Raw genomic sequence first — 23,885 nt, forward strand, 5'->3', positions numbered from 1 at the left:
AGAGGAGCGCGGCTGTGTCTAATCAAATTACCAATAAACAGTTGATTATTTTAATTACCTTTTATATTTTCGGATCTATTTTCTTTTCTATGCCCAGGGTATTGGTTCATACCTCCAATCATACGGGTTGGTTAAGCATTCTGGCGGCGATGTTATTCTTCTGTGGTTATGCATGGCTGGTGATGGCGGTTATTGGGCGTATGAAGCAATCGGATGATCAATTGATTGTTTACGCAAGCCAATGTCTTGGCTTAGTTGGAGGCCGGATATTCTCCGCTGTCTTCATACTAATCCCACTCTTATTGTTTATGTCTTTTACGAATCGGCTTGTTGCGGATCTCTTCACATTGCTGATTCTTCCCGAGACTCCGCGAGAGATCATTATTATCTGTATCATTTTTATGCAATATCACATGCTTGGCGGAGGCATAACGACAGTAGCAAGGTGGAGTCAACTCATCATGCCTTTTTCAGCTGTTATGATTACGGTTCTCTACGCGCTGTCTCTCAGTAATTCGCAACTAACAAGATTGCAGCCGGTGCTAGACAGTACTTTTTTTGGTTTTTTCGACGGGACGCTGTTTATATTTGGCGGATTTGCAGAGGCCGCTGTCCTCTTTTTTATTTATCGGCATGTACGCAATCGTCAAGCCTTATTTCAATCGCTCTTGTATGTGAATGGATGGGTGAGCGTTTTGTTTCTCAGTACATTTTTAGTTGTTTTGTCGACGATGAGCACTTCGCATATCAAAAGAACCATATTTCCGGTTATCGAGTTGATCCGCGATATTACTTTGTTTGACTCTATAGAGCATCTGGAGTTCATCTTTCTCGTTGTCTGGATGTTCATTATTCTCTCCAAGGCGGCTTTGTCCATGTATGCAAGCTGCGAAGGATGGAGGCAATGGTTTGATTTGAAGAATTATAATTCAATCCGCATCCCCGTTTGCGTTATTATATATTTCTGTTCCCTCATGCCTCAAAATTTGTTGGATGCGGTCATTGAGGTAGAATCCTTCAAAGCGATTGTGTTTCCAGTCTACTCCATACTGATGCTTGTATGCTTATGGGGAATGAGCTTGTTGCGAAGGGAAGGAAAGCTGCGATGATTAAGCTCATTCAAGTATTCATCTGCATCTTCCTGACAATGTCGTTAAGCGGCTGTTGGAATTTAAGAGAATCGAACATGGTTGATTACGCTCTGGCGGTTGGCATAGATATGAATGAAAGAGGCGAAGTCGTCATTACCGTCCAATCTCCCGTTCTAGAGGCGTTAAAGCCGCAGACTACTTCCAGCGGCGAGGATAAGTCGAAGAGCTTGAGCGTATCGGGCAAAACGACCTTCGAGGCGGTCCGCGAGTATGTGAAGATTATGGGCGTAAAAGTGTTTTGGTCGCATTTGAAAATTATCCTCATTAGCGAGAAGGCAGCCAAGAATGGCGTGCAGGAATATTTCGAATTTTTCTTCACCGATCCCGAATTACGCAATACAGCTTTGGTTGCGGTAGTGAAAGGAAGAGCGAAGGACATACTGGAGACGAAGCCGGATATTACATCCATGTCGGCGAAGCTGCTCCATAATCAATTCAAGTATTCGCCAATCGAAGCGGAAGCTCCGTCTGTCAGCTTTAATGAGTTTACTTACAATCTCAGTCATCCCAAGGGCGGTCAGCCCTACCTGCCGATTATCAAGATGTATGAACAGAAGGATTACGACGAGGAGAAGGTTGGCATCAAATCTTATCAGGGAAAGGATTCCAAACAATCCAATTTGTTTTTTGTTGAAGGAACGGCTGTCTTCAGAGAAACCAAGATGATCGGCACATTGAACAAGAGGGAAACTCGTGGCTTACTGTGGGTGACGAATGAAATGAAGAGCGCAGTCGTCCGCGTGCCATGCATGGATGAGAATAAGGATTGTTATGTGACGTTGGAGGTGTCAGGCAAAATTCATCGCAAGGCAAATGTGAGCTACGATGGAGACATTCCGATTATTAAAATCAATATTAAGACGAATCTTGATATTGCGGATTTGACAAATCAATTCAAAGTCATTGATCAGAGGTACTTGTCTTATCTTGAGGAGCAATTCGCTGCTACGGTACGATCGGAAATTGAGGCTTCTTTCAAAAAAACAGCAATGGATTGGAAAGTGGATATATTCTCCTTCGGCAACACGCTGGACGATCGACATCCAAGGGTATGGAGCGCGATTGAGGACAAGTGGAGCCGGCAAATTCTGCCGGAGGCCAAGCTCGATATTACTGTGAATGCCAAGATTCGAAGAAGGGGACGTATTCTGTATTCTCCATGGGTGAAGACGGAAGAGGATTAAGGAAAGAGCGTCGCAGCAGTGATTCAAACGTTGTCGGCATGTTTAAAATAGAAGAAGGTATATCATTTTTTCACAGGAGTATAAATAGAGTGTCATACCAATAAATGCCGAATGAGGGATACGCAATGACAAGCGACCAGATATCGCAGTTTGAGAAGAAGATGATTGTTCGGAACATTGAACGCCGGGATTTCCCCGCCATTATCAAGCTTCAAAATATTTGTTTTCCCAACATGGACCCATGGAAGTTCGATCAGCTCGAAAGTCATTTGAAGCTGTTCCCGGAAGGACAAATCTGCATCGAGCTCGATGGCGAGATCATCGGCTCCTGCTCGAGCCTGATTGTGAATTTCGAAGATTATCTGGAGCAGCATACCTACTCCGAAATTACAGACGACGGCTATATTCGCAATCATAATCCGCGCGGCGAGAATCTGTACGGCATGGAGGTTATGGTGCATCCCGAATACCGCAGAATGAAGATTGGGCGCAGGCTCTATGAGGCGCGCAAGCTTCTTGCGGAGCAAATGAATTTGAAGAGCATAATTGTCGGCGGCCGACTTCCCGGTTATCATTCCTATAGCGACAAGATGTCTCCTCGCGCGTACGCGGAGGAAGTGCTTCAGCAGAATATATACGATCCCGTGCTGACGTTCCAGATGATGAACGGCTTCACGCTCAAGCGAATCATTACGAATTATTTGCCGGATGATCAGGATTCGATGCATTATGCGGCGCTCTTGGAATGGAACAATATCGATTACAAGCCCAGCATTAGCAAAATTCATTACAAGCTCTCCTTCCCCGTACGTATCTGCGTGGTGCAATATATGATGAAGAAGATCGACTCCTTCGATGAATTTGCGACGCAATGCGAGCATTATGTCGATGTGGCTTCGGATTACAAATCGGATTTCGCCGTGTTCCCGGAAAACTTCACGATGCAGCTGCTCTCGTTCCTCGACGAGCGCTCGCCCAGTCTTGCGGTGCGCAAGCTCAGCACGTTCACGGAAGCGTATATGGAGCTGTTCTCGGATCTCGCGGTGAAGTACAATGTCAATATTATCGGCGGCTCGCATTTCATGGAGATCAACAACCGCATGTACAGCGTGGCGCATCTATTCCGCCGCGACGGCTCCATCGCGCAGCAATACAAGCTGCATATCTCGCCGAACGAGCGGAAATGGTGGGGCATCAACGGAGGCAACACGCTCGAAGTCTTCGAAACGGATTGCGGCAAAATATCGATTCAGCTCAGCGGAGATATCGAATATCCCGAAATTTCTCGCATGGTGGCGCAGGAGGGCGCGCAGATTCTATTCGTCCCGTTCTGCGCCGAGGATAGACAAACCTTCCTTCGCGTGAAATACTGCGCTCAGGCAAGGGCAATCGAGAACCAGATATATACCGTTACAGCCGGCACGGTCGGAAATCTGACGCATGTCGATAACGTTGATATTCAGTACGCCCAATCCGGCATCTATACGCCCGCTGATCCACTGTTCCCGCGTGACGGCATTGCAGGCGAATGCAGCGAAAATACGGAGACGGTCATCATGGCGGAGGTTGATATCGAGACGCTTCAGCGTTATCGGAAATCCGGCGAGGTGCTTAATTTCCGCGATCGGCGGACGGATATTTACCAAATATCCACAAAACGTTAATATGGGGATTACGTTGTTCCTCCATACTACAGTCAATGCACTTAATACATTGATTGGTATGGAGGGATTTTATTTTGAAGAAGAAGATGCTGAATACCGCTCTTGCAAGCTGCCTTTCCTTATCTGTGCTTTCCTCGACGGCAATGGCCGCGGAGGATGCGGCTCCCGCAAACGAGGCGCCTTCCAAAAATCTGATCGTTCTTATCGGCGACGGAATGGGCCCTGCGCAAGTAACGGCAGCCCGCGATTATCTTATGTACAACAAGGGCATCGATCATCTGACGCTGGATGATTATTATGTGGGACAAGCGACCACCTATGCGGATCGCGGAGAAGACGGCGGCACAGTCGTATCCGGAGCGGTAACGGATTCGGCATCGGCGGGAACGGCCTTCGCGACAGGCAACAAAACGTATAACGCGGCAATCTCGATTTCGAATGAGGATATCGCCAAGCCATACGCTTCAACAATTGAAGCGGCCGAGATGGCTGGCAAAGCGACGGGGCTCGTGACGACGGCCAGAATCACGCACGCGACGCCGGCCGTGTTCGCGTCTCATGTGAGAAGCCGCGATAACGAGGTGGCGATTGCATCGCAATATCTCGATAGCGGCGTGGATGTACTGTTCGGCGGCGGCAGCGCTTATTTCCTGGGAAAAGACGAGAAGGGCAAACGCCCAGACGGCAGCATTATCGGCGACTTCGAGGCAAAGGGCTACAACTACGTAAGTGACGCGGCAAGCCTTAATGCGCTGCCTGCCGACAGCGGCATGGCGCTTGGTTTGTTCGGAAGCTCGCATGTGGCTTATACGCCAGATCGCACGGAAGACATCCCTTCGCTTGCCGACATGACGTCGAAGGCGATCGAGCTGCTGTCGCAGGATGAGGACGGCTTCGCGATGATGATCGAGGGCGGACGCATCGACCATGCCTCGCATGCGAACGATTTCCCTACAACTGTTCAAGAAATGCTGGATTTCGATGCGGCTGTGAAAGTGGCTATGGATTTCGCGAAGAAGGACGGCAACACTTCGGTTGTGATTACCGCTGACCATGAGACAGGCGGACTGTCGCTTGCCATCGATAATATTTATGAACTGAATGTGGATCTGTGGGACAAGCAGCTGCATTCCTCCGAATCAATCGCAAGCTCGTTGAAGGATGCTGAAACGATTGCCGATGTGAAGAAGATCGTTGCGGCGAACACTTGGATTAAAGATTTGACGGATGAAGAAGCTGAGCGTATTCTAGCAGGCGACGGTTCCTCCTATGGCCGCGAGGGCGGTTATAACGAGGTTGTGAGCTCGCGACTCTTGGTCGGTTGGAGCGGACACGGGCACACAGCTGTTGACGTGGGCGTATGGGCTTACGGCCCGATTGCCGATAAGGTGAAAGGGCAAATCGACAATACGCAAATCGCGAAAACATCTGCGGAAGTTATCGGAGTCGACCTGGATGCCGCGTCGGCTATGATGCAAGCGAAGTATATGTATCCGAAATTCAAGCAAACCAGAGACAATGAAATCATGTTCCCGGCCAAGGCGCTTGCAGAGAGTCTGGGCGGCAGCGTGGAGTGGAACAGCGGCACGCGCACGGCAGTTATTTCCTATAATGGCGCTGAGCTGAGCGTTCAACTGGATAATGGCGTGGTGCTGATTAACGGAACTGATTCCGGTTTGCACAGCGATATCGACAACGGCAAGCTGTATCTGACGCTTGACGCTTTCAACCAATTGACAGGCATGAGCATGACTTGGGATTCCTTGTCGGAGCGAATCGTGAAGTAATGCCGATTAAGGCAGCGAGTGCTTTGCAGGAATGACTAGCATGGAAATTGTGGAAGGGATACGGACAGGGGCGGCAGTTGCTCTCCTGTCCGTTTTGCTGAATGTGCTCTTCAATATGCTTTTTGCTTGAAAGGAGAAGAATTATGGGGGAAATCATCCGACTTCGCTCGCTTATGAAGTCCTATCGTCTGCAGGGGCGAGGGGTACCTATCATCGACGTGGAGGATTGGACGTTCGATGAAGGCAGGCAAGCAGCTATAATCGGTCCAAGCGGCAGCGGTAAGAGCACGTTGCTGCATTTGCTAGGTGGCGTAATTGCCGCCGACGATGGGGAGATTGAAGTGGCGGGGCAACCGGTAAGGGGTATGAAGGAACGGGAAAGAGACGCGTTCCGAGCGCGTAATATCGGCTATGTATTTCAAGATTTTTATTTGATCCCATCCCTGACCGTGAAGCAAAATATCGAGCTTGCTCTGACTAGAAGGATGACTAAAGGGGAGAGGAATGCGCTGTTGCGGGAATGGTTCGCCAGAGTCGGCCTCGCAGATCGTATGAATCAGCTGCCTTCCCAGCTCTCCAGAGGACAACAGCAGCGGGTGGCCATCATTCGGGCGCTTATTAACGAGCCGAAGCTGGTTCTTGCTGACGAACCGACGGGAAGCCTCGATTGGGAGACCGCTTCCTCCATCATGAACTTGCTGATTCAAGTATGTGCGGAGAAGAGGTCGACCCTTGTCGCGGTTACGCATGATCTTCATTTGGCGGAGTTGTTCGAATCCATCATTCACATTGGCGATATCAATCGATGTCTTGCAAGCTCGCGCTCGCGGGAGCATAGCGATTTCTTTGCATCGCTGAGAGGGGCAGAGGCATGAACGCGCTTCATTATGTGTGGAGAAGCATGAGACATCGTTATCTATTGTCGCTGCTGACTATATTCGCGGTCATGGTCACGGTCGCTTTGTTCGCGTTGCTGCTCATGAGTCAGGCAGGAGTAGAGCAGAGCGCCGAGAAGGGCTATGGCCCATTCGATCTTGTTGTCGGCGCGGATGGAAGCGATACGCAGCTTGTGCTCAGCACATTCTATCGGGTAGGCGCTCCTGTCGACAACATTCCGCTGAGCGTCTTGGAGGATGCCAAGAACAGCTCTGAGGCCCAAGCGGCATTCGGCGTGACAATGGGAGACAATCATGACGGCTATCGGATTATCGGCGTCGATGCGGCTTATTTTCCGACCCGATACGAGAATCGCAAGCTGTCCCAAGGAAGGCTGTATTCGCAGCTTGGGGAAGTTACAGTAGGGTATTCCGTCGCGAAAGCGTTGCATCTGAAGGTCGGCGACACGTTTGCAGGAGCTCACGGACTTGTAGAGCATGGAGTGGAATCCTTCGACGAAGGGGAGGAAGAGGGTCATGACGAGCATGCCAGCTTCAGCTACCGGGTTGTAGGCATTCTGCCGAAGCTGAATACGCCGGATGACCGAGGCATCTTCACCACGATGGAGTATGCCTGGGCTGTGCATCCCGATGCGGATGAGCATAAGGAAGTCACTGCGATCCTAATTAAACCTCGTTCGTTAATGGGAGCCCAGACGATGAAGCTGAAATATGACGCCATCGACCATGTTCAAGCGGTCTATTCCAGCAAAGCGATTGCCGATGTGCTGAATATGGTCGACAGCGGATCGCAATTACTATCGATTGTGATGCTCGTCTGTATGCTGCTATCGGCCGTGACTTTGCTGCTCGCGCTCATCGCATCTATTCAAGAGAAGCAACGGGAAGTTGGACTGCTGCGATTGATTGGCAAATCGAGAATGTACATTATGTCGAGTCTCGTTGGAGAAGGGCTTATGCTTACTGCCTTAGGCGTCGTGTTCGGACTGCTGCTCGGCCATCTGCTCGCCGCGCTGTTCAGCGATGCGGTCTTCGCGCAAACGGGCGTCTTGCTGCAAGCCTGGAATTGGGCGGACGGCGAGACCCTGTTAGTGCTTGCCGCGCTCCTCGTCGGAGCCGTCGCGTCGCTTGGTCCTTCTTTGAAAGTATACCAGTCAGATGCGTTAACGCTGTTCAAAGCTTAAGAGAGGAGGAATAGAGACATGACTGGCAAATCGAGAATGTTCAAGAGAATGATTATACTGGCTGTGGCCGCTTCTATTATGGCGGCATCAGGATGCGGCAAGCAGCAGGATGGGGAGGAAGCGGGCACTTTCATTGATGCTTTGGGTGAGAAGGCGGTCGCTGGGGGCGTGACGAAGCAAGCCGAGATTGGTGATGAGGCGATGGTGCTTGATTCGGAGCCCCAGATGAATGCCAGAGCGTCAGCGAGCTCGACTGCGGAGGCGCATGCTGTCCCTTCATTGTCGCCGAATGAAGAGGCGACACCGACATCTGAGTCGCCAGCGACGTCGACTGCGGAAGCGCAATCGACAACTGCAGCGTCGACATCGTCAACTACGGAGGCGCAATCGACAACTGCTGAATCGGCATCGTCGCCTGCCGTGTCGCAATCACCTTCGGAGGCGCCAACGAAAACGCCTGCCGTGACACAAGCTCCTTCCGGGCCATCAGCGACACCGGTTGCCGAGGAGCGATCACCGTCCGAGTCATCAGCGGCTCCCTTGGCAACATCGGTTCCTGCTGCAACAGTTGCTTCGAGCAAGAAGTATACTCCAATATCATGGAACGGCTTCTTCGACAACGAGGATCAAAGCACGCCTTCGGACGCGTTCTGGGATCTTTCTGAAGCGAACAAGACCGTTCAGATTAAAGGCTTTATGGGCGAGGTCATGTCGTTCGAGAACAATTGGTTCTTGCTCATACCCGAGCCTGGCGCGGAATGCCCGTTCGACAACGGCGACGAGACCTATTGGAACAAAATTATGATCGTGTTCGTGAAGGACAGTGACAAGCTTCGTTATACCTCAGCCCCGCTTCAACTGACGGGCAGACTCGATGTCGGCATCAAGGTCGATGAATCGGGCTACAAAACGATGTTCCGAATTTATGATGCCAAGGTTGAGGTGTTGAAGGATTGAGAGAGTGATTGACGGAGCGATCTTTCTGATCTTCTGATCCACAATTGTCTGATCACCTGATCCCTCTAATCCTCTGATCCTCTGAAATCCTGCAAATATACAGGCTTTCTCGCTCAATTGGCTTATTTTTCGTAAAATGATGCAAATATCCAGTAATTTTCGCTGAATTGACTTATTACTGGATCGTGAAGATAGGATTGATGGATATTTGCAGGAATTTGTATGAGGTAAGTTTAAGCGTTTTGAAAGGATGGATATTTGCAGGAATTGGATAGTTGGGACGAGCAACAAGCGACGAATTGCTAGCGAACTGCAGAAATGCAGAAATGCAGAACATAGAAGAACTGAGGAACAGAAGAACAGAAGAACAGAAGAACACAGAAGAACAGCAGAATAGCAAGACTGCAAAGAAGCAAGGGGCGCGCCCCTTGCCTCTGCTTGTTCTCTCACTTTTAAAGTGTTCAACTTCAACTCAAAGAAAGGACTAAACCTTCCAATTAAGGAGCCTCCAAATTCAGTTTATCCAGCTCAAAAGCCCCCAGCTCCAGCGTCACCGGACAATGATCGCTTCCCATCACATGCGCGTCGATGCCAGCTGCCGAGATCGACTCTGCCAGCCTGTCCGACACGAGGAAATAGTCGATCCGCCAGCCCACATTCCGCTCCCGGATCTTCGGCATATAGGACCACCACGAATAAGCTCCGGTCTGATCGGGATAGAGATGGCGGAACGAGTCGGTGAAGCCTGCATTCAGCAGCTCCGTCATGCAGGCGCGCTCCTCGGGCGTGAAACCGGAATTGCCTTCGTTCGATTTCGGATTTTTCAAATCAATCGCTTGATGCGCCACATTGAGATCCCCGCATACAATGACCGGTTTCTTCGCGTCAAGCTCCTTCAAATAGCGCTGGAATCTCGCTTCCCACTCCAGACGGTACTCGAGCCTTGCAAGATCGCGCTTCGCGTTCGGCGTATAAACCGTAACCAAGTAGAACGCCTCGAACTCCAGTGTAATCATTCGACCCTCGGGTTCGTAATTATCCTCCATGCCGTAGTGAACGGAAAGGGGCTTCTTCCGCGTGAAGACAGCCGTACCCGAGTATCCCTTCTTCTCCGCATAGTTCCAATAGAGCTCATAATCGTCCCCAAGCTCCATTTCGATCTGACCCCCTTGCAGCTTCGTTTCTTGCAGGCAGAAGATATCTGCGTCAACTGCCTTGAAATAATCCATGTATCCTTTGGTCACACAGGCCCGCAGCCCGTTCACATTCCATGACACCAGCTTCATATGAATATAGACACTCCTTCTCTATCATGAATTCGTCTCCGAACATATGTTTTTATTATAGCGAAAGAGTGCCGTTATGACAAAGCCTAATATGTCCATTTCTCAATTCTGCTCGACATTGTCGATATTGTGAATTGGATGGATTGTCTGCAGTTCCCTATTTATTTCTGAAGAGGGATGCGTTAATATTAACTTAACATTTCATAATGATAAGAACCGTCGCAAGGGGACGGTTTTTCTTTTGTTCGAGTAGTCCTGGGAGTATCTATTAAGGAGAGTGAAACACTTGGTTGCCATCATGAATACCGTCCGAAGGTCTACCTTCTGGACGACCTTTATACTGGTTATGTTGAAAATAATGCTTTTCCGCCATTTCGTATTCGACAATGTAGAGATCGTGCGATTGTTCTCGGATGCGGCGGCCATCCTGACGCTTATGTTCGTTCTTGAGTTATTGACATCGGTCAATTGGAAGATGACCGTGTTCACGATATTTAACATTGTCATGTCCCTGCTGCTGTTTGCGTGTACCGTTTACTTCACCTTCTACGGTTCCATGCCGACGTATACGGCTTTGTCGGGCGCGAATCAGCTCGGTCAGGTGCAGGACAGCGTAACGGCTACGATTCAAACGAAGGATTATTTGTTTTTTGTTGATTTTGTGGTATTGGCATTACTCTATGCGGTTACGCTAAGAAGCAAGAACCGGGTAACGAAGAGCACTCGGGTGGGCAAGCCGCTGTACGTCGCGATTGCGCTGCTTCTGACGATCGGCGCATCGGCGCTTTATATTCGCGCCAACCACGATATCTCCAATGAACTTGTGCAGTCGGAGAGACTCGGCGTGCTTAATTATCAGGTGGCGACTGCGATCAACGCGCGGATCGAGAATGAAGCGATCGCCGACGGATCCGTTAACGAGACGCAAGCAGCGCTCGAGCAGTTGGAAAGCGATTATTTGACTGGCGTCGGGGCGAAGGTGGAGGCCGGCAGCAACAGCTTCTTCGGCGTGGCGAAGGGCATGAACGTCGTTGTCATACAGATGGAATCCTTCCAGGACATCCTGGTCGGCATGGACATCGACGGTCAGAAGGTTACTCCCGTGCTGGATGACCTCATCAAGAACAGCTTTTATTTCTCGAATGTGTTCCAGCAGATTGGACCGGGAAATACTTCCGACGCCGAATTCCTATCGAATACCGGCATCTATCCGACAGGCGACATCGCCATGTCGAAGGGCTACGGAGACCGCGCGATTCCTAGTATGCCAAGATTGCTTGCGAAATATAATTATGTATCGAATACGTTTCACGTGAACGATGTGACGTTCTGGAACCGGAACGATCTGTATCCGGCGCTGGGCTTCACAAAATATTACGATAAACCAAGCTTCACGGATGACAAATTCAACGCGTTCGGCGCTTCGGACGAAGAGCTCTACCGCGTCGGCATGGAGAAGCTGTCCTCGCTGCATGACAAGAATACGCCATTTTACGCGCAGTTTATTACGGCATCCAGTCATCATCCTTTCGTCATTCCGGAAGAGTTCCGGGAAATCAAGCTTCCTGCGGAACTGGAAGGCAAGCAGCTCGGGCATTATATTGAAGCTGCGAAATATACGGACAAAGCCATTGGCGATTTCATTCAGGCGCTGAAGGATAAAGGCATGTACGATAATACGGTTCTGGTCATCTACGGCGACCACTTCGGCATGCAGACGAAGGACAACGACCCCGCATGGGTCGAGCAGACGCTTGGCATGAAGTACGAGGAGCGTCTCAGCCGCTTCAACATTCCGCTCATCATTCATGTGCCCGGCATTGAGGGTCAGACCTCGACGAAGGTTGGCGGACAGGTCGATATTATGCCGACGCTTGCGAACCTGCTTGGTCTGAATCTGAAGGACGAAGGGTACACAGTGTTCGGCCGCGATTTGCTGAACACATCGAACAATGTCATCGGCATGCGCTATTATATGCCGACAGGCTCCTTCTTCAACGACGACATTATGTTCGTTCCGGGAACCGGCTTCGATGACGGCACCGCGTATGATATTAACACGCTGGAGCCCGTGGCGGATTTCAGTCAATATCGAGACGACTATGATTATATTATGAGTCTGATGAAGCTTTCGGATGAATACGTGAAGCTCTCGCCGAAACGATAGCACATAGCGGACGTTTAACGGACCGACAGATTCCGGCAAGCATACACGACAGAGGAGCGCCTGTCCCTTGGGATGGGCGTTCTCTCTGTTCTTGGAGGTTGGGGAACTATGCATCACGCAGATACTTGGAAAGAAAGATTGAGACTTTTTCTCAAAATCATATGGCCGATCATGATTACGCAGCTCGGAATGTACGCGCTCAATTTATCGGATACGATCATGTCGGGCCGTGTCAGCGAGGATGATCTTGCCGGCGTTGCGATAGGGTCGAGCCTCTGGCTTCCGATCATGGCCGGCATCAACGGTATTCTGATGGCAGTGTCTCCTATCGTGGCGCAATTAATGGGCGGTGATCGGAAGGAGAAGATCACGGGTGCGATTCATCAGAGTCTCTATGTATCGGTTGCGATTGCGATCATCGTGGCTGCGGCGGGGGCGGCGCTGCTGAAGCCGGTTATTGGCTGGATGGAGCTTGGCGAGCAGGTGCGCCATGTCGCGACGTATTATCTAATCGCGCTGGCAGCAGGAATCATTCCAATGTTCGCCGCGAACGTGTTTCGCTATTTCTTCGATGCGCTCGGACTGACGCGTATTTCGATGATTATTATTTTGATTGCAATACCGTTCAATGTCGCACTCAATTATATCTTTATCTTCGGCAAGCTGGGCGTTCCCGAGCTAGGTGGCATCGGGGCGGGCTACGCGACTGCGGCGACGTATTGGATTATTCTCTTCGTCAGCATTGGAATGGTTTTTCGCGTGCAGGCGCTCAGAGGATTTCGTTTGTTCGCGAGCTGGGCAAGGCCGTCTCTTCGGGCTTGGCGCGACATTCTCGGCATCGGCATCCCCATCGGCTTCTCGATCTTCTTCGAGGTAAGCATATTTGCTTTCGTGACGTTGTTGATGGGCAAAATGTTCTCAACCATGACGGTTGCGGCGCATCAAATCGCGCTTAGCTTCTCGACGCTGATCTTCATGGTTCCGCTCAGCATATCGATGGGCCTTACGATTCTTGTGGGCTATTCGTTCGGCGGCGGCAGACTGAAGGCGGCGCGCAAGTACAGCTTGCTCGGAATCGGGCTTGGCGTTCTGTATATGATGCTTTGCGCGATGGTTCTGCTTCTGTTCCGCGAGCAGATTGCCTTGCTCTACAACGGAGATGAGGAGCTCGCGGTTCTAGCCGCCGAGTTTATGGTGGTTTCGATCTTTTACCAACTGTCCGATGTTCTGCAATCCTCTATGCTTGGCATTCTGAGAGGCTACAAGGATGTGCGAATTCCGTTCTTCATTGCTTTAACCGCCTATTGGATAATCGGGATTCCTTCGGGTTATCTGCTTGCCGAATATTCGGAGTTTGGGCCTTACGGGCTCTGGATTGGGATAATTATCGGCTTGACCGCTGCGGCGATCGGCTTCTTCGTGCGGCTTCGCATTGTTCAGGACAAGGTAAATCGGGGATTGCTGACGGCCGGAGATTAGAGAATCTCGCGGAAGGTTGCTCAGAAGAGGGTTCGCTTCTGCGCTTAGGTGAATAGACTAGGATATAGGCATCCAAGAGAGCAGCATGAAGGAGGAACCTCCATGGATACAGAGAACATCCCGCAGTCGATTCGCCAGGCCGAGCAATACGGGGCGCGTAATTATGAGCCGCTTCCTGTGGCGATTTCGCAAGCGGAAGGCGTTTGGGTAACGGATTCGTCGGGCAAGAGGTACATGGATATGCTAAGCGCTTATTCCGCGCTGAATCAAGGACATCGACATCCCCGCATTATTGCCGCGCTGAAAGAGCAGGCGGATAAGGTGACGCTTACTTCCCGGGCGTTCCACAACGAAGTGTCGGGGCCGTTCTACGAGAAGCTGTCGAAGTATACCGGCAATTCCAACATTCTGGCGATGAACACGGGGGCGGAGGCGGTGGAGACCGCCATCAAGGCGGCTCGGCGCTGGGCGTACCGCCACAAAGGCGTTCCCGAGAACAAAGCCGAGATTATCGTCTGCGAAGGCAATTTCCACGGTCGCACCATTACGGCAACCTCGCTTTCTTCCACCGATCTGTACAAATACCGCTTCGGGCCGTTTACGCCGGGCTTCCGGAGCGTTCCTTATGGAGATATCGAAGCTCTGAGAGGAGCGATTACCCCGTATACCGCCGCTTTGCTGATCGAGCCGATTCAGGGAGAGGCGGGCATTGTCATGCCGCCGGACGGATATCTGGCAGCGGCGGCGAAGCTATGCAAGGATAACGGAGTGTTGCTTGCGGCTGATGAAATTCAGACCGGCTTCGGCCGAACCGGCAAGAAATTTGCGGTCGAATGGGAGGGCGTGGACCCGGATATATTCATTCTCGGCAAAGCGCTTGGCGGCGGAGTTGTGCCGATCTCCGCGATTGCTGCTGATCGAGAGATTATGGGCGTATTCGAGCCGGGCTCGCATGGCTCGACCTTCGGCGGCAACCCACTCGCTTGCGCCGTGGCATCGGCGGCGCTCGATGTCTTGGAAGACGAAAGGCTTGCCGAGCGTTCGCTCGAGCTTGGCTTTGAGCTTATGGAGCGGCTGTCCAGGCTGAAATCGACGCACATCGTCGAGATTAGAGGAAGGGGCTTGTTCGTCGGAATTGTGCTCGACGCGCCGGCCAGACCCTTTTGCGAGAAATTGATGAATGAGGGACTCTTGTGCAAGGAGACGCATGAGCATATTATCCGGCTTGCTCCGCCGCTTGTCATTACGAGAAGCGAGCTGGATTATGCCGTCGAACGGCTCTCCAGAGTGCTTCATGGCTCTTGAACGGCTGGAACACAATCTTCATGGGGCGAGGAGGGAGAGCGGATGGAAGATAACGAGCACACGAAGAGGGGATCGAGTGGGAAGAGGAAGTTGAAAGAGGGTGTGAAGTCAGATGTGAGCTACAGGCTGTATACAGGCGATAAGCAGGATGCAAACGGGAAACCGGATACGGGCGTGATGTCGGATGTGAGCGGGAAGCCCGGTGCAAAGGGAAAGCTGGATACGAGCGAAAAGCCGATTACAGCCATGAAGGAGAGTGAGAAGCCGAAAGAAAGTGTAAAGTCGGATGTAAGCGTGGGTGCGGTGTCTAGAGAAGGGTGTGTAAGTGTCGCCCATGCCGGGAGGCGCATCTTGCCAATCGCCGTACCGTTCGGTAAGGGGGCGGGCGTGGCCGGAACGGAGCTTGGACCCCAGGCCTTGCTGGGAGCAGGGTTGATTGAACGGCTGAGTCGGCTGGGACATAAGCTGGAGCCATGCGAATGGGTTGACGCAGCAACGGCTCAGATCGGTATTGTCGATCGGCAACTGGCAGACGACGATCTGCAGCGGATTTGGGCTGAACGACAGGGGGGAGATAACGAGACGCAGAGATCTGGATCTATGCGACCGGGGGCAGACGAGGAGTCGTCGCTACTGAGTGAAGTTGGGGGACAGGAAGCTGACGCCGGATCACAGTTGAATGAAGCGTGGGAAGAAGAGTCAGCTCCCAAGCGACAACAGTATGAATCGAAGAGCTCTGAGGATTTGCAATGCGCAGAAGCTCCTTCCAAGCGAGATGTTATTTGGACAGCAATAAAGAACAAGCATGAGGTTGAACATATGAGCAGGCTGACGGCGGACAGCGTGGAGCAAGCTGTCCGCCGATCAGCCTTTCCCATTCTGCTCGGGGGCGATCACAGCACAGCTATTGGCACGCTCGCGGGGTTGTCGCGCTGTCATAATAGGCTTGGGGTTATATGGCTGGACGCGCATGGCGATCTTAACACGGAACGAACAACTCCGAGCGGAAATATGCATGGCATGGTGTTGGCGATTGCCATGGGACTTGGCGTGTTCAAACTGACGGATATTGGCGTGGGCAGCAGATTGATCGATCCCAAGAACATTGTGCTGGTCGGAGCCCGGGATTTGGATGAGGGAGAGAGGGAATTCATCAAGTCCTCCGGCATTCATTGCTTCACGATGAGGGAGATAGACAGATTGGGCATGGAGGAGGCAGCGGCGCGGGCGCTGGCCATAGCGGATGACGGTACCGATGCGGTGCATCTCAGTCTTGATATGGATTCGCTCGATCCGCTCGAAGCTCCAGGGGTTGGCACGCCTGTGCCGGGCGGCATCATCTATCGGGAAGCAAGGCTCGCGATGGAGTTGTTCGGAGCTTCGGGCAAGATAGGTTCGCTGGATATCGTGGAGCTGAATCCGTCGCTTGATCAAGGCAAACGCACCGCCGCTCTCGCTGTAGAGCTGGCCGCGGCTCTTCTCGGAGGGCGGTTGCTCTGAAAGAGTAGGGCTATAGTTGCATAAAGTAATTCTGGAGGCTCGAAAACGAGCACAAGAGCTGTCCCGATTATCCGGAACTACTCCTGTGAGGTCTCTTCAGAGCTTGTCTCCGAGTGAGCTCCAGCGTTCTTCTCTAAGGCGGCGCTATTGACCGCGCTATCGTCAACCTGGTTTGCCGACAAATCGGTATCGTCGCTTGCTCCGGAGTCTGTGCGTTCTTTTTCCTTCGCTTTCGCCGCCGCAGGCTTTGGCTTCTTGAACAGCTCTGAGGCAAAGTATTCCTGCATCTCCGCCGCTTTCTTCGGATTTTCCAGCGCCGCCTTATCCTTCAGCACCTTCTCGACGAATGCCTCCCAAGTCGGCTCCACCTTCTGGGAACGCAGCAACCGCACCGCGTTTTTGATCAGGCGGCGTTCCTTCGCATTCGTGTAGAGGTCCTTATAATGCTGTCGGTAGCTGAAATCGAGATGGGGATAGGCGGCGCGGAATATATCCGCCGTCATTCTGGCGTCATCGAGCGCGCGATGCGCAGAGCCGTCCGAAGACAAGCCAAGCTCCAGCAAGGCCGCCTCTACGCTGACGTCGTTCGTCAATCCGCGATAACGGAGAAAGCCCTTCAGCAGGTCGTAATAAGGGGTGGTCATCCAATAATGATCATCCATCTTATGCATGCGCGTATCGAGCACAATCCGCTTCAGATCCTCTCCGCCCCAGGTAATGATAAGCGGATCGGGGCTGCGGCTCAGCCAGGATAAGAAATTTTTAATGACGCTGGGGAAACGCTCTGCGGTATTGATGGCTTCCTGAGGGATGCCCGTTTTTTTCTGAATGAAGGAGTTAAGCTTGGCGAAATACACCGGTTTGATAAAGGCGGTGAATTCATCGACGGCTTGCAGAGAGGAATCCAGTCTCACCGCGCCTATTTCAATAACTTCCATCGGAAGCTCGCTGGCGAATTTTCGACCGTTAAATTCAATATCCAATACAATATAGTCCAAATGTCAAAACCTCCGATAGTAAGCTGCAGCTTTTATTTTACCAGAAATTCTGCCGCAATGCTCTTCCCCCGCAGCAACTCGAACAAGAATTAGGTATTCGCGCCGTTTCTCATCCGCGCTTTTATCGTTTATACTATTTTAGAAAATAATATAGAAGAGTTGCAGGATTGGGAGGATGGCTGGAGATGACAGATACTTGGTTGTGGCTGAAATATTTCGTATTGGGCATTGTGCAGGGCGTGACGGAGCCGATTCCCGTATCATCAAGCGGGCACTTGGTGGTCGCGCAGAAGCTGCTCGACGTAGAGCAGAACGGCTTGTCGCTGGAGGTGCTGCTTAACACGGCTTCCTTGCTCGCCATTCTCGTTATTTATCGCAGCGTTATTGGCAAATTGATCGTGAATGGAGCGCAATTCGCGCTTACCCGCAAGAGGGAATACCGATCCGATTTCATGTTCATCGTTTATGTCATCATCGGGACGATTCCCGCAGGCGTAATCGGCGTTTTGTTCAAGGACGATATTGAAAGGATTTTCACATCCGTACATACGGTAGCCATTACCTTGCTCATTACCGGCTGCGCGCTGTGGCTCATCCGCAATCTGCGGGGCAAGAAGCGCGACGGCGATCTTCGTACGAGGGACGCGCTGCTTGTCGGCCTGGCTCAGGCTGTCGCTCTCATTCCGGGCATCAGCCGCTCGGGAGCGACGGTCATCGCATCGGTGGCGGTCGGCATGAAGCAGGAGACGGCGCTTCGCTTTTCCTTCATGCTCTATATTCCCGTCAGCCTTGGCGGCATTGTGCTCGGCTTGTCGGATATTACGAGCGACCCTGAATTCAGCTCGCTGCTGCTGCCTTATATTCTCGCGTTTGCAGCAACGCTGGTTACGACCTATTTCTCGATGAAATGGCTGATGAATATAATGGAAAAGGGCAACTTGGGGTATTTTGCTTATTATTGCTTTATCGTTGGCATTCTATTATTTATTTTTATGTAATTGGATTTGGAAAGGAAATCGCTGAATGAAAGCTTTGCAAAAAATGGAAATATCGGCCTCGAGACGGGGAACCTTTATAATCGCCGTTCTTCTCGGCTCTCTATCCGCAATCGCGCCGCTCAGCATCGATATGTATTTGCCGGCGCTGCCATCGCTGGCGAAGGCCCTTGACGCCTCGCCTTCGCTCAGCCAGCTCAGTTTGACGACCTGCATGATTGGCATCGCGCTCGGACAACTCATCATAGGGCCGATCAGCGATGTGCGGGGCCGGCGGATGCCGCTGCTAATCGGCCTGTTCATCTACGCCGCAGCGTCGCTATGCTGCGTGTTCGCGCCGAATGTGTGGTTGTTTATTGCGCTGCGATTCCTTCAAGGCTTTGCCGGCGCGGCGGGCATCGTCATCTCGCGCGCAAGCGTTCGCGATCTCTATTCCGGCGTAGAGCTGACGAAGTTCCTTGCGCTCCTGATGCTCGTGAATGGCGCTGCTCCCATATTAGCGCCTATTATCGGCGCAGAGGTTCTCGTATATACTTCATGGCGCGGGGTATTTGCCGTCTTATGCGGAACGGGCTTGCTGCTGCTAGCCGCCATTTGGTTCGGCCTTAAGGAATCGCTGCCGGAGGAGCGCAGGTCGAGAGGAGGAATGCGCAATACCTTGCTTATATTCCGGCGCTTGCTTACAGACTCGGCGTTTATGGGTTACGCTTTGACGCAAGGACTCATTATGGCCGCCATGTTCGCGTATATTTCGGGCTCTTCCTTCGTTGTGCAGGATATCTACGGCGTTACTCCGCGAGGCTTCAGCCTGATCTTCGCGATGAACGGAGCCGGCATTATTGCGGCCAGCCAGTTGACAGGCCGATTGGCCGGCAGGTTCTCAGCGCGCGGCATGCTGGGGGCGGGACTCTGTCTCTCGTCGACCGGAGCTGCTTTGCTTCTGTTTGCAGTATGGGCAGGATGGGGACTGACATTCGTCTGCATCGCGTTCTTCTTGCTCGTTTCCAGCGTTGGGATCGTATCGACAACGACGGTTTCATTGGCGTTGCAGGAACAGGGGCAGAGCGCGGGAAGCGCCTCGGCGCTGCTTGGCCTGCTGTCGTTCGTATTCGGAGGCATAGCGGCGCCGCTTGTCGGACTTGGCGGCGAGGGGACGGCGCTGCCGCTCGCGCTTGTGATCTCGCTGTTCGTGCTGGCGGCGCTTGTGGTATTTTTTGCGTTGACGGGGCGCAAGGCGAAGAACGCTTGAATAATCGTACAAGTTCTATATAACGGAGATTATCAGCGCTACAGTGCGGACTCGAGTCGGTCGCGGTGCTGCAACGTTGCAATTTCAACGCTACAGCTCGAGCTCTGACTCCTGTTGCTTCATGAAATAGTTCTGCTTTCATTGAGCAGTACCCCCTGATTGAATAGCTAGTAATGCCGTTTCTTCCGATTTGACATTGATAATGAGAATTGATATCATTGTTGGAGTTTGAAGGAAGAAGCAAAAAAGCAATGATAGTTATTTTCATCCAATTGAGAAGCATCATAGGGGGAAACAATCGTGTCGAAGTTCAAAATGACCAAGAGAAGTTACGTAGGCATTTGCAGTTCGGTATTGGCAGCATCGCTCTTATTGTCCGCATGCGGCAGCAATGATAATGGCAATACCGTGAATAATCAAAGTAACAACGCGGCGAACAACAGCGCAGCGACGACAGAGCCGACGGCAACGGCAACTGAAGCTCCTGCGACAGAGCGCACGCTGACGGACGGCCTCGGCCATGAAGTGAAGGTGCCTGCCAATCCGCAGCATATTATCGCCTCCTATCTGGAGGATTATCTCGTTGCGCTTGGCGTGAAGCCTGCTGCTCAATGGAGCACCTCGAAAGGCGTTCAGGACTATTTGCAGAAGGAACTGGAAGGCATCCCGACGATTCCATCCGATCTTCCGTATGAAGCAGTGATGAGCTTTGAGCCGGATCTTATTATCACGGGTACTTCTTCATCGGTTGAAGGCGACAAATACGAGCAATATAACAAAATCGCGCCAACCTACACGCTTGGCGACGAAGTGAACAGCGATTGGCACGGAGCGCTGTTGAAGATCGGCGAGGTTCTCGGCATGGAGGACAAGGCGCAAGAGGTGCTTGACGCGTATAATGCCAAAGCGAGCGACGCGAAGACGAAGCTTCAGTCGGTCATTCCGGGCGAATCCGCGGCAGTTCTCTGGTATATTGCCGATAAATTCTACATGGTGAGCGACACGTACTCCAGCGGCGCCGTGCTGTACAAGGATCTTGGCGTGAAGGTGCCCGAGGTCGTGAAGGAGATCTCGGAAGGGTCCACCGCGAACTGGAACTTAATTACGCCGGAGAAACTTGCGAAGCTCGATGCGGACAACCTGCTTCTCGTGACGTACAATGGCAGCACGCCGGCGGATTTGCTCAACGATACAGTCTACCAAGACATTCCTGCCGTGAAGAACAAGAAAATCTACGAGATGCCGGAAAACTCCGGTTGGCTGTACTACGGCCCGGTCGCCAGCAATCTTATCATTGACGATGTGCTTAGCGGCATAGTTAAATAAGAAGAGATAGAAGCATGGTGCATTGCGGCCGAGGAGGCCGGATGCACCTTGTTTTATGAGAATGGAGGAGTTATTGGCGATGTTGGAGAAGAATAAAGATTGGATTCTGCATTCCGTTATATTCAGCTTGAAGCATGAGAGGGGCTCTGAACGAGAGCGTCAATTTCTGGAGGATGGAGAGCGGATTCTGTCTTCAATCGAAAGCGTGAGTGAATTTCAAGTGCTCCGGCAGGTGAGCGTCAAGAATGAGTATGATTTCGGATTTTCGATGGAATTTGCCAATCAGGCTGATTATGAAGCGTATAACACGCATCCGCTGCATGTTTCATTCGTCAAGGAACGCTGGGAGACAGAGGTAGAGAGGTTTCTGGAGATTGATTACAAGAAATAGAGCGGACTGAGAGATGAGTTTTGGTGCTGTAGAGTTGTTGGAGCGATTGAAAAAGTCTATAATTGTAGAAGATTATGAGCTGACAGCATAGACAGGCTTTGTTGCCATGGAATTATGATATCACTTTCATACATAGGGAAAGAAGGATTGCCGAATGAAGAAAATAAAGATTTTGCAGCAGCTAGCCGAGGCGGGGGTTGTTGCCGTGCTTCGGGCCGATTCGCCCGAGGAAGTCGCGGAAATGGCGCGCCGCGCAATCAAGGGCGGCATCAAAGCGATTGAAATTACGATGACGGTGCCGTATGCGCTTCGCGCCATCGAGCAGCTTTCGAAGGAATATTCCAGCTCGGCTCCCCTTGATGCCGACAATTACGCGATTATCGGCGTAGGAACGGTGCTCGATCCGGAAACGGCTCGAGCGGCCATACTAGCCGGAGCGGAGTATGTGGTTGCTCCCGCGCTTAACCCCGACACGATCAAGCTGTGCAATCGTTATGCGGTTCCGGTCATGCCGGGAACGATGACGATTCAGGAAATTCAGAATGCGATGGAGCTTGGAGCGGATATCGTGAAGCTGTTCCCGGGCAATCTCTATTCGCCAAGCGTTATTCCTTCGATCAAAGGACCGTTGCCGCAGGCGAATGTGATGCCGACAGGCGGCGTATCGCTGGACAACCTGAAGGACTGGGTGAAAGCAGGCGCGGTAGCGGTGGGCATCGGTTCGGATCTGACGAAGGAAGCGGTCAAAACCGGCGATTTGACGTTGATCGAGAAGAAAGCGGCTGCATATATCGCGGCATATAAGGAAGCGAAGCAAGCGTAAGGGCAATCAAGAGCGGGCCAATGAATCGTGATTAGTTATTTTCAGAAGCAAAGGAGTCGTTAAGGAATGGAATATCGGATTGAGAAGGATACAATGGGTGAAATCAAGGTTCCGGCGGACAAGCTGTGGGGCGCGCAGACGCAGCGAAGCTTGCAGAATTTCAAGATTAGCGGCGAGCGCATGCCAATCGAGGTCGTGTATGCGATGGCGATCGTGAAGAAGGCTTCGGCCTTCGCGAACCGCAAGCTTGGCGTGCTCGACGAGGAGAAGGCCGGAGTAATCGGCGAAGCGGTTGACGAAATTTTGAGCGGCAAGTGGAATGATCAATTCCCGTTAGTCGTCTGGCAGACTGGCAGCGGCACGCAGACGAATATGAACGTGAACGAAGTGGTGGCGCATCGCGCGAATCAACTGCTTGCGGAACGCGGCAGCGCAACCCGAGTTCATCCGAATGACGACGTAAACCGTTCGCAGAGCTCGAACGACACCTTCCCGGCTGCCATGCACATCGCCGGCGTTATTTCTATCGGAGATCGGTTGCTCCCCGCATTGGATTTGCTGAACGACACGCTTCACGCGAAAGCGGAGCAGTTCGCGGATCTAGTGAAGATCGGACGCACGCATCTCCAGGATGCAACGCCGATTACGCTTGGTCAGGAAATCAGCGGCTGGTACTCCATGCTCGACAGAACGCGCGCGATGCTGGTGCAGAGCGTGGATACGATGAGAGAACTTGCGCTTGGCGGCACGGCTGTGGGCACGGGACTTAATGCGCATCCGGACTATGCGGTTGCCGTTGCCGAGGAAGTAACAGCACTGACTGGCGAGACCTTCGTCACCGCTGCGAACAAATTCCACTCCCTGACGAGCCACGACCAGATGGTCTACACGCATGGCGCGATCAAGGCGCTCGCCGCCGATTTGATGAAGATCGCCAACGATGTCAGATGGCTGGCAAGCGGACCTCGCTGCGGCATCGGCGAAATTTCGATTCCCGAGAACGAGCCGGGCAGCTCGATTATGCCGGGCAAGGTCAATCCTACCCAGAGCGAAGCGCTTACGATGGCGGTATGCCAGGTCATCGGCAACGACACGGCAATCGGCATGGCTGCGAGTCAAGGCAACTTCGAGTTGAACGTATTCAAGCCGGTCATCCTGTACAATTTCATGCAATCCATCGCGCTATTGGCGGACGGCATGATTTCCTTCAATAACAATTGCGTTGTGGGCATCGAGCCGAACGAAGAGGCGATCAAGCGCAACCTGGATCAATCCCTGATGCTCGTTACAGCGCTGAATCCGCATATCGGTTATGAGAACGCGGCAGCAATCGCGAAGAATGCGCATAAGAAGGGCCTGACTCTGAAAGAGTCTGCTATCGCGAGCGGCCTGCTCACCTCCGAGCAATTCGACGAGTACGTTCGCCCGGAGAATATGATTGGCAAACGCTAAGGGGAAGAGCATGTAGAGGCTATAAAAGTACGTTCGACGCTAAAAGGCGGCAGAAGCTGCGGTTCGGCCTCACAATGCGCGTCTCTCTACG

General features: G+C 52.0%; 19 protein-coding genes. 17 read left to right on the plus strand and 2 right to left on the minus strand.

The annotated features are described in order from the left end of the window. Positions 1 to 14 precede the first annotated feature (14 nt). The 7 genes from HFP08_RS15570 to HFP08_RS15600 all read left to right on the plus strand — a co-directional run bounded on the left by HFP08_RS15570 (position 15) and on the right by HFP08_RS15600 (position 8,823). Positions 15 to 1,109 (plus strand): GerAB/ArcD/ProY family transporter, encoded by a 1,095-nt coding sequence (locus tag HFP08_RS15570; protein WP_168121523.1) that lies wholly within the window; start codon positions 15 to 17, stop codon positions 1,107 to 1,109. Then, a complete protein-coding gene (locus tag HFP08_RS15575; protein WP_168121524.1) occupies positions 1,106 to 2,335 on the plus strand; it encodes a Ger(x)C family spore germination protein in 1,230 nt (409 codons plus the stop codon). Before HFP08_RS15570 ends, HFP08_RS15575 begins: the two co-directional genes overlap by 4 nt. A gap of 125 nt (positions 2,336 to 2,460) precedes the next feature. Continuing rightward, positions 2,461 to 3,999, plus strand: coding sequence for a bifunctional GNAT family N-acetyltransferase/carbon-nitrogen hydrolase family protein (locus tag HFP08_RS15580; protein ID WP_168121525.1), 1,539 nt, complete (start codon positions 2,461 to 2,463; stop codon positions 3,997 to 3,999). Positions 4,000 to 4,070: 71 nt separating this feature from the next. Beyond that, a complete protein-coding gene (locus tag HFP08_RS15585; RefSeq protein WP_481856576.1) occupies positions 4,071 to 5,786 on the plus strand; it encodes an alkaline phosphatase in 1,716 nt (571 codons plus the stop codon). 143 nt (positions 5,787 to 5,929) lie between these two features. Then, positions 5,930 to 6,661 carry an ABC transporter ATP-binding protein gene (locus tag HFP08_RS15590; RefSeq protein WP_240941440.1) on the plus strand — a complete coding sequence of 244 codons (732 nt, stop codon included), beginning with the start codon at positions 5,930 to 5,932 and terminating at the stop codon, positions 6,659 to 6,661. Next, positions 6,658 to 7,866 carry an ABC transporter permease gene (locus HFP08_RS15595; protein ID WP_168121526.1) on the plus strand — a complete coding sequence of 403 codons (1,209 nt, stop codon included), beginning with the start codon at positions 6,658 to 6,660 and terminating at the stop codon, positions 7,864 to 7,866. Before HFP08_RS15590 ends, HFP08_RS15595 begins: the two co-directional genes overlap by 4 nt. A gap of 18 nt (positions 7,867 to 7,884) precedes the next feature. Continuing rightward, positions 7,885 to 8,823 carry a hypothetical protein gene (locus HFP08_RS15600; protein ID WP_168121527.1) on the plus strand — a complete coding sequence of 313 codons (939 nt, stop codon included), beginning with the start codon at positions 7,885 to 7,887 and terminating at the stop codon, positions 8,821 to 8,823. Between the two features lie 497 nt (positions 8,824 to 9,320). Here the strand turns inward: HFP08_RS15600 and HFP08_RS15605 are convergent, their stop codons facing one another. Beyond that, positions 9,321 to 10,109 (minus strand): exodeoxyribonuclease III, encoded by a 789-nt coding sequence (locus tag HFP08_RS15605; protein WP_168121528.1) that lies wholly within the window; start codon positions 10,107 to 10,109, stop codon positions 9,321 to 9,323. A 286-nt stretch (positions 10,110 to 10,395) separates the two neighbouring features. Here HFP08_RS15605 and HFP08_RS15610 point away from each other — a divergent pair, with 286 nt between their 5' ends. The 4 genes from HFP08_RS15610 to rocF all read left to right on the plus strand — a co-directional run bounded on the left by HFP08_RS15610 (position 10,396) and on the right by rocF (position 16,560). Continuing rightward, entirely contained in the window at positions 10,396 to 12,276 is a 1,881-nt protein-coding gene (locus HFP08_RS15610; RefSeq protein ID WP_346768739.1) for an LTA synthase family protein, read from the plus strand. A gap of 108 nt (positions 12,277 to 12,384) precedes the next feature. Beyond that, a complete protein-coding gene (locus HFP08_RS15615; RefSeq protein WP_168121529.1) occupies positions 12,385 to 13,755 on the plus strand; it encodes an MATE family efflux transporter in 1,371 nt (456 codons plus the stop codon). Positions 13,756 to 13,857: 102 nt separating this feature from the next. Then, complete coding sequence (gene rocD / locus HFP08_RS15620; protein WP_168121530.1) at positions 13,858 to 15,060, plus strand: ornithine--oxo-acid transaminase; 1,203 nt, start codon at positions 13,858 to 13,860, stop codon at positions 15,058 to 15,060. A gap of 42 nt (positions 15,061 to 15,102) precedes the next feature. Then, a complete protein-coding gene (gene rocF, locus HFP08_RS15625) occupies positions 15,103 to 16,560 on the plus strand; it encodes an arginase (protein WP_168121531.1) in 1,458 nt (485 codons plus the stop codon). Positions 16,561 to 16,637: 77 nt separating this feature from the next. On the opposite strand, the gene HFP08_RS15630 is transcribed toward rocF, so the two are convergent. After that, positions 16,638 to 17,558, minus strand: coding sequence for a 3'-5' exonuclease (locus HFP08_RS15630; protein ID WP_168121532.1), 921 nt, complete (start codon positions 17,556 to 17,558; stop codon positions 16,638 to 16,640). 185 nt (positions 17,559 to 17,743) lie between these two features. On the opposite strand from HFP08_RS15630, the gene HFP08_RS15635 reads away from it, so the two are divergent. The 6 genes from HFP08_RS15635 to fumC all read left to right on the plus strand — a co-directional run bounded on the left by HFP08_RS15635 (position 17,744) and on the right by fumC (position 23,794). After that, complete coding sequence (locus HFP08_RS15635) at positions 17,744 to 18,556, plus strand: undecaprenyl-diphosphate phosphatase (RefSeq protein WP_168121533.1); 813 nt, start codon at positions 17,744 to 17,746, stop codon at positions 18,554 to 18,556. Positions 18,557 to 18,581: 25 nt separating this feature from the next. Beyond that, on the plus strand, positions 18,582 to 19,802 hold the full coding sequence (locus HFP08_RS15640) for a multidrug effflux MFS transporter (RefSeq protein WP_240941442.1): 1,221 nt from the start codon (positions 18,582 to 18,584) through the stop codon (positions 19,800 to 19,802). Positions 19,803 to 20,102: 300 nt separating this feature from the next. Continuing rightward, positions 20,103 to 21,128 carry an ABC transporter substrate-binding protein gene (locus HFP08_RS15645; protein ID WP_240941444.1) on the plus strand — a complete coding sequence of 342 codons (1,026 nt, stop codon included), beginning with the start codon at positions 20,103 to 20,105 and terminating at the stop codon, positions 21,126 to 21,128. Between the two features lie 79 nt (positions 21,129 to 21,207). Then, positions 21,208 to 21,519, plus strand: coding sequence for a Dabb family protein (locus tag HFP08_RS15650; RefSeq protein ID WP_168121534.1), 312 nt, complete (start codon positions 21,208 to 21,210; stop codon positions 21,517 to 21,519). A 154-nt stretch (positions 21,520 to 21,673) separates the two neighbouring features. Continuing rightward, positions 21,674 to 22,342 carry a bifunctional 2-keto-4-hydroxyglutarate aldolase/2-keto-3-deoxy-6-phosphogluconate aldolase gene (locus HFP08_RS15655; protein ID WP_168121535.1) on the plus strand — a complete coding sequence of 223 codons (669 nt, stop codon included), beginning with the start codon at positions 21,674 to 21,676 and terminating at the stop codon, positions 22,340 to 22,342. 66 nt (positions 22,343 to 22,408) lie between these two features. After that, positions 22,409 to 23,794, plus strand: coding sequence for a class II fumarate hydratase (fumC, locus tag HFP08_RS15660; protein WP_168121536.1), 1,386 nt, complete (start codon positions 22,409 to 22,411; stop codon positions 23,792 to 23,794). Positions 23,795 to 23,885: the final 91 nt, after the last annotated feature.

It is taken from the genome of Paenibacillus sp. HB172176, assembly GCF_011947265.1.
In the GTDB taxonomy this organism is placed as follows: Bacteria; Bacillota; Bacilli; order Paenibacillales; family Paenibacillaceae; genus Pristimantibacillus.

What these genes read in the sequence shown, in the direction of transcription:
- HFP08_RS15575 (WP_168121524.1), top strand. Translation starts at nt 1,106, where the DNA reads ATGATTAAGCTCATTCAAGTATTCATCTGCATCTTCCTGACAATGTCG.
- HFP08_RS15580 (WP_168121525.1), top strand. Translation starts at nt 2,461, where the DNA reads ATGACAAGCGACCAGATATCGCAGTTTGAGAAGAAGATGATTGTTCGG.
- HFP08_RS15590 (WP_240941440.1), top strand. Translation starts at nt 5,930, where the DNA reads ATGGGGGAAATCATCCGACTTCGCTCGCTTATGAAGTCCTATCGTCTG.
- HFP08_RS15595 (WP_168121526.1), top strand. Translation starts at nt 6,658, where the DNA reads ATGAACGCGCTTCATTATGTGTGGAGAAGCATGAGACATCGTTATCTA.
- HFP08_RS15600 (WP_168121527.1), top strand. Translation starts at nt 7,885, where the DNA reads ATGACTGGCAAATCGAGAATGTTCAAGAGAATGATTATACTGGCTGTG.
- HFP08_RS15605 (WP_168121528.1), bottom strand. Translation starts at nt 10,109, where the DNA reads ATGAAGCTGGTGTCATGGAATGTGAACGGGCTGCGGGCCTGTGTGACC.
- HFP08_RS15615 (WP_168121529.1), top strand. Translation starts at nt 12,385, where the DNA reads ATGCATCACGCAGATACTTGGAAAGAAAGATTGAGACTTTTTCTCAAA.
- rocD (WP_168121530.1), top strand. Translation starts at nt 13,858, where the DNA reads ATGGATACAGAGAACATCCCGCAGTCGATTCGCCAGGCCGAGCAATAC.
- rocF (WP_168121531.1), top strand. Translation starts at nt 15,103, where the DNA reads ATGGAAGATAACGAGCACACGAAGAGGGGATCGAGTGGGAAGAGGAAG.
- HFP08_RS15635 (WP_168121533.1), top strand. Translation starts at nt 17,744, where the DNA reads ATGACAGATACTTGGTTGTGGCTGAAATATTTCGTATTGGGCATTGTG.
- HFP08_RS15640 (WP_240941442.1), top strand. Translation starts at nt 18,582, where the DNA reads ATGAAAGCTTTGCAAAAAATGGAAATATCGGCCTCGAGACGGGGAACC.
- HFP08_RS15650 (WP_168121534.1), top strand. Translation starts at nt 21,208, where the DNA reads ATGTTGGAGAAGAATAAAGATTGGATTCTGCATTCCGTTATATTCAGC.
- HFP08_RS15655 (WP_168121535.1), top strand. Translation starts at nt 21,674, where the DNA reads ATGAAGAAAATAAAGATTTTGCAGCAGCTAGCCGAGGCGGGGGTTGTT.
- fumC (WP_168121536.1), top strand. Translation starts at nt 22,409, where the DNA reads ATGGAATATCGGATTGAGAAGGATACAATGGGTGAAATCAAGGTTCCG.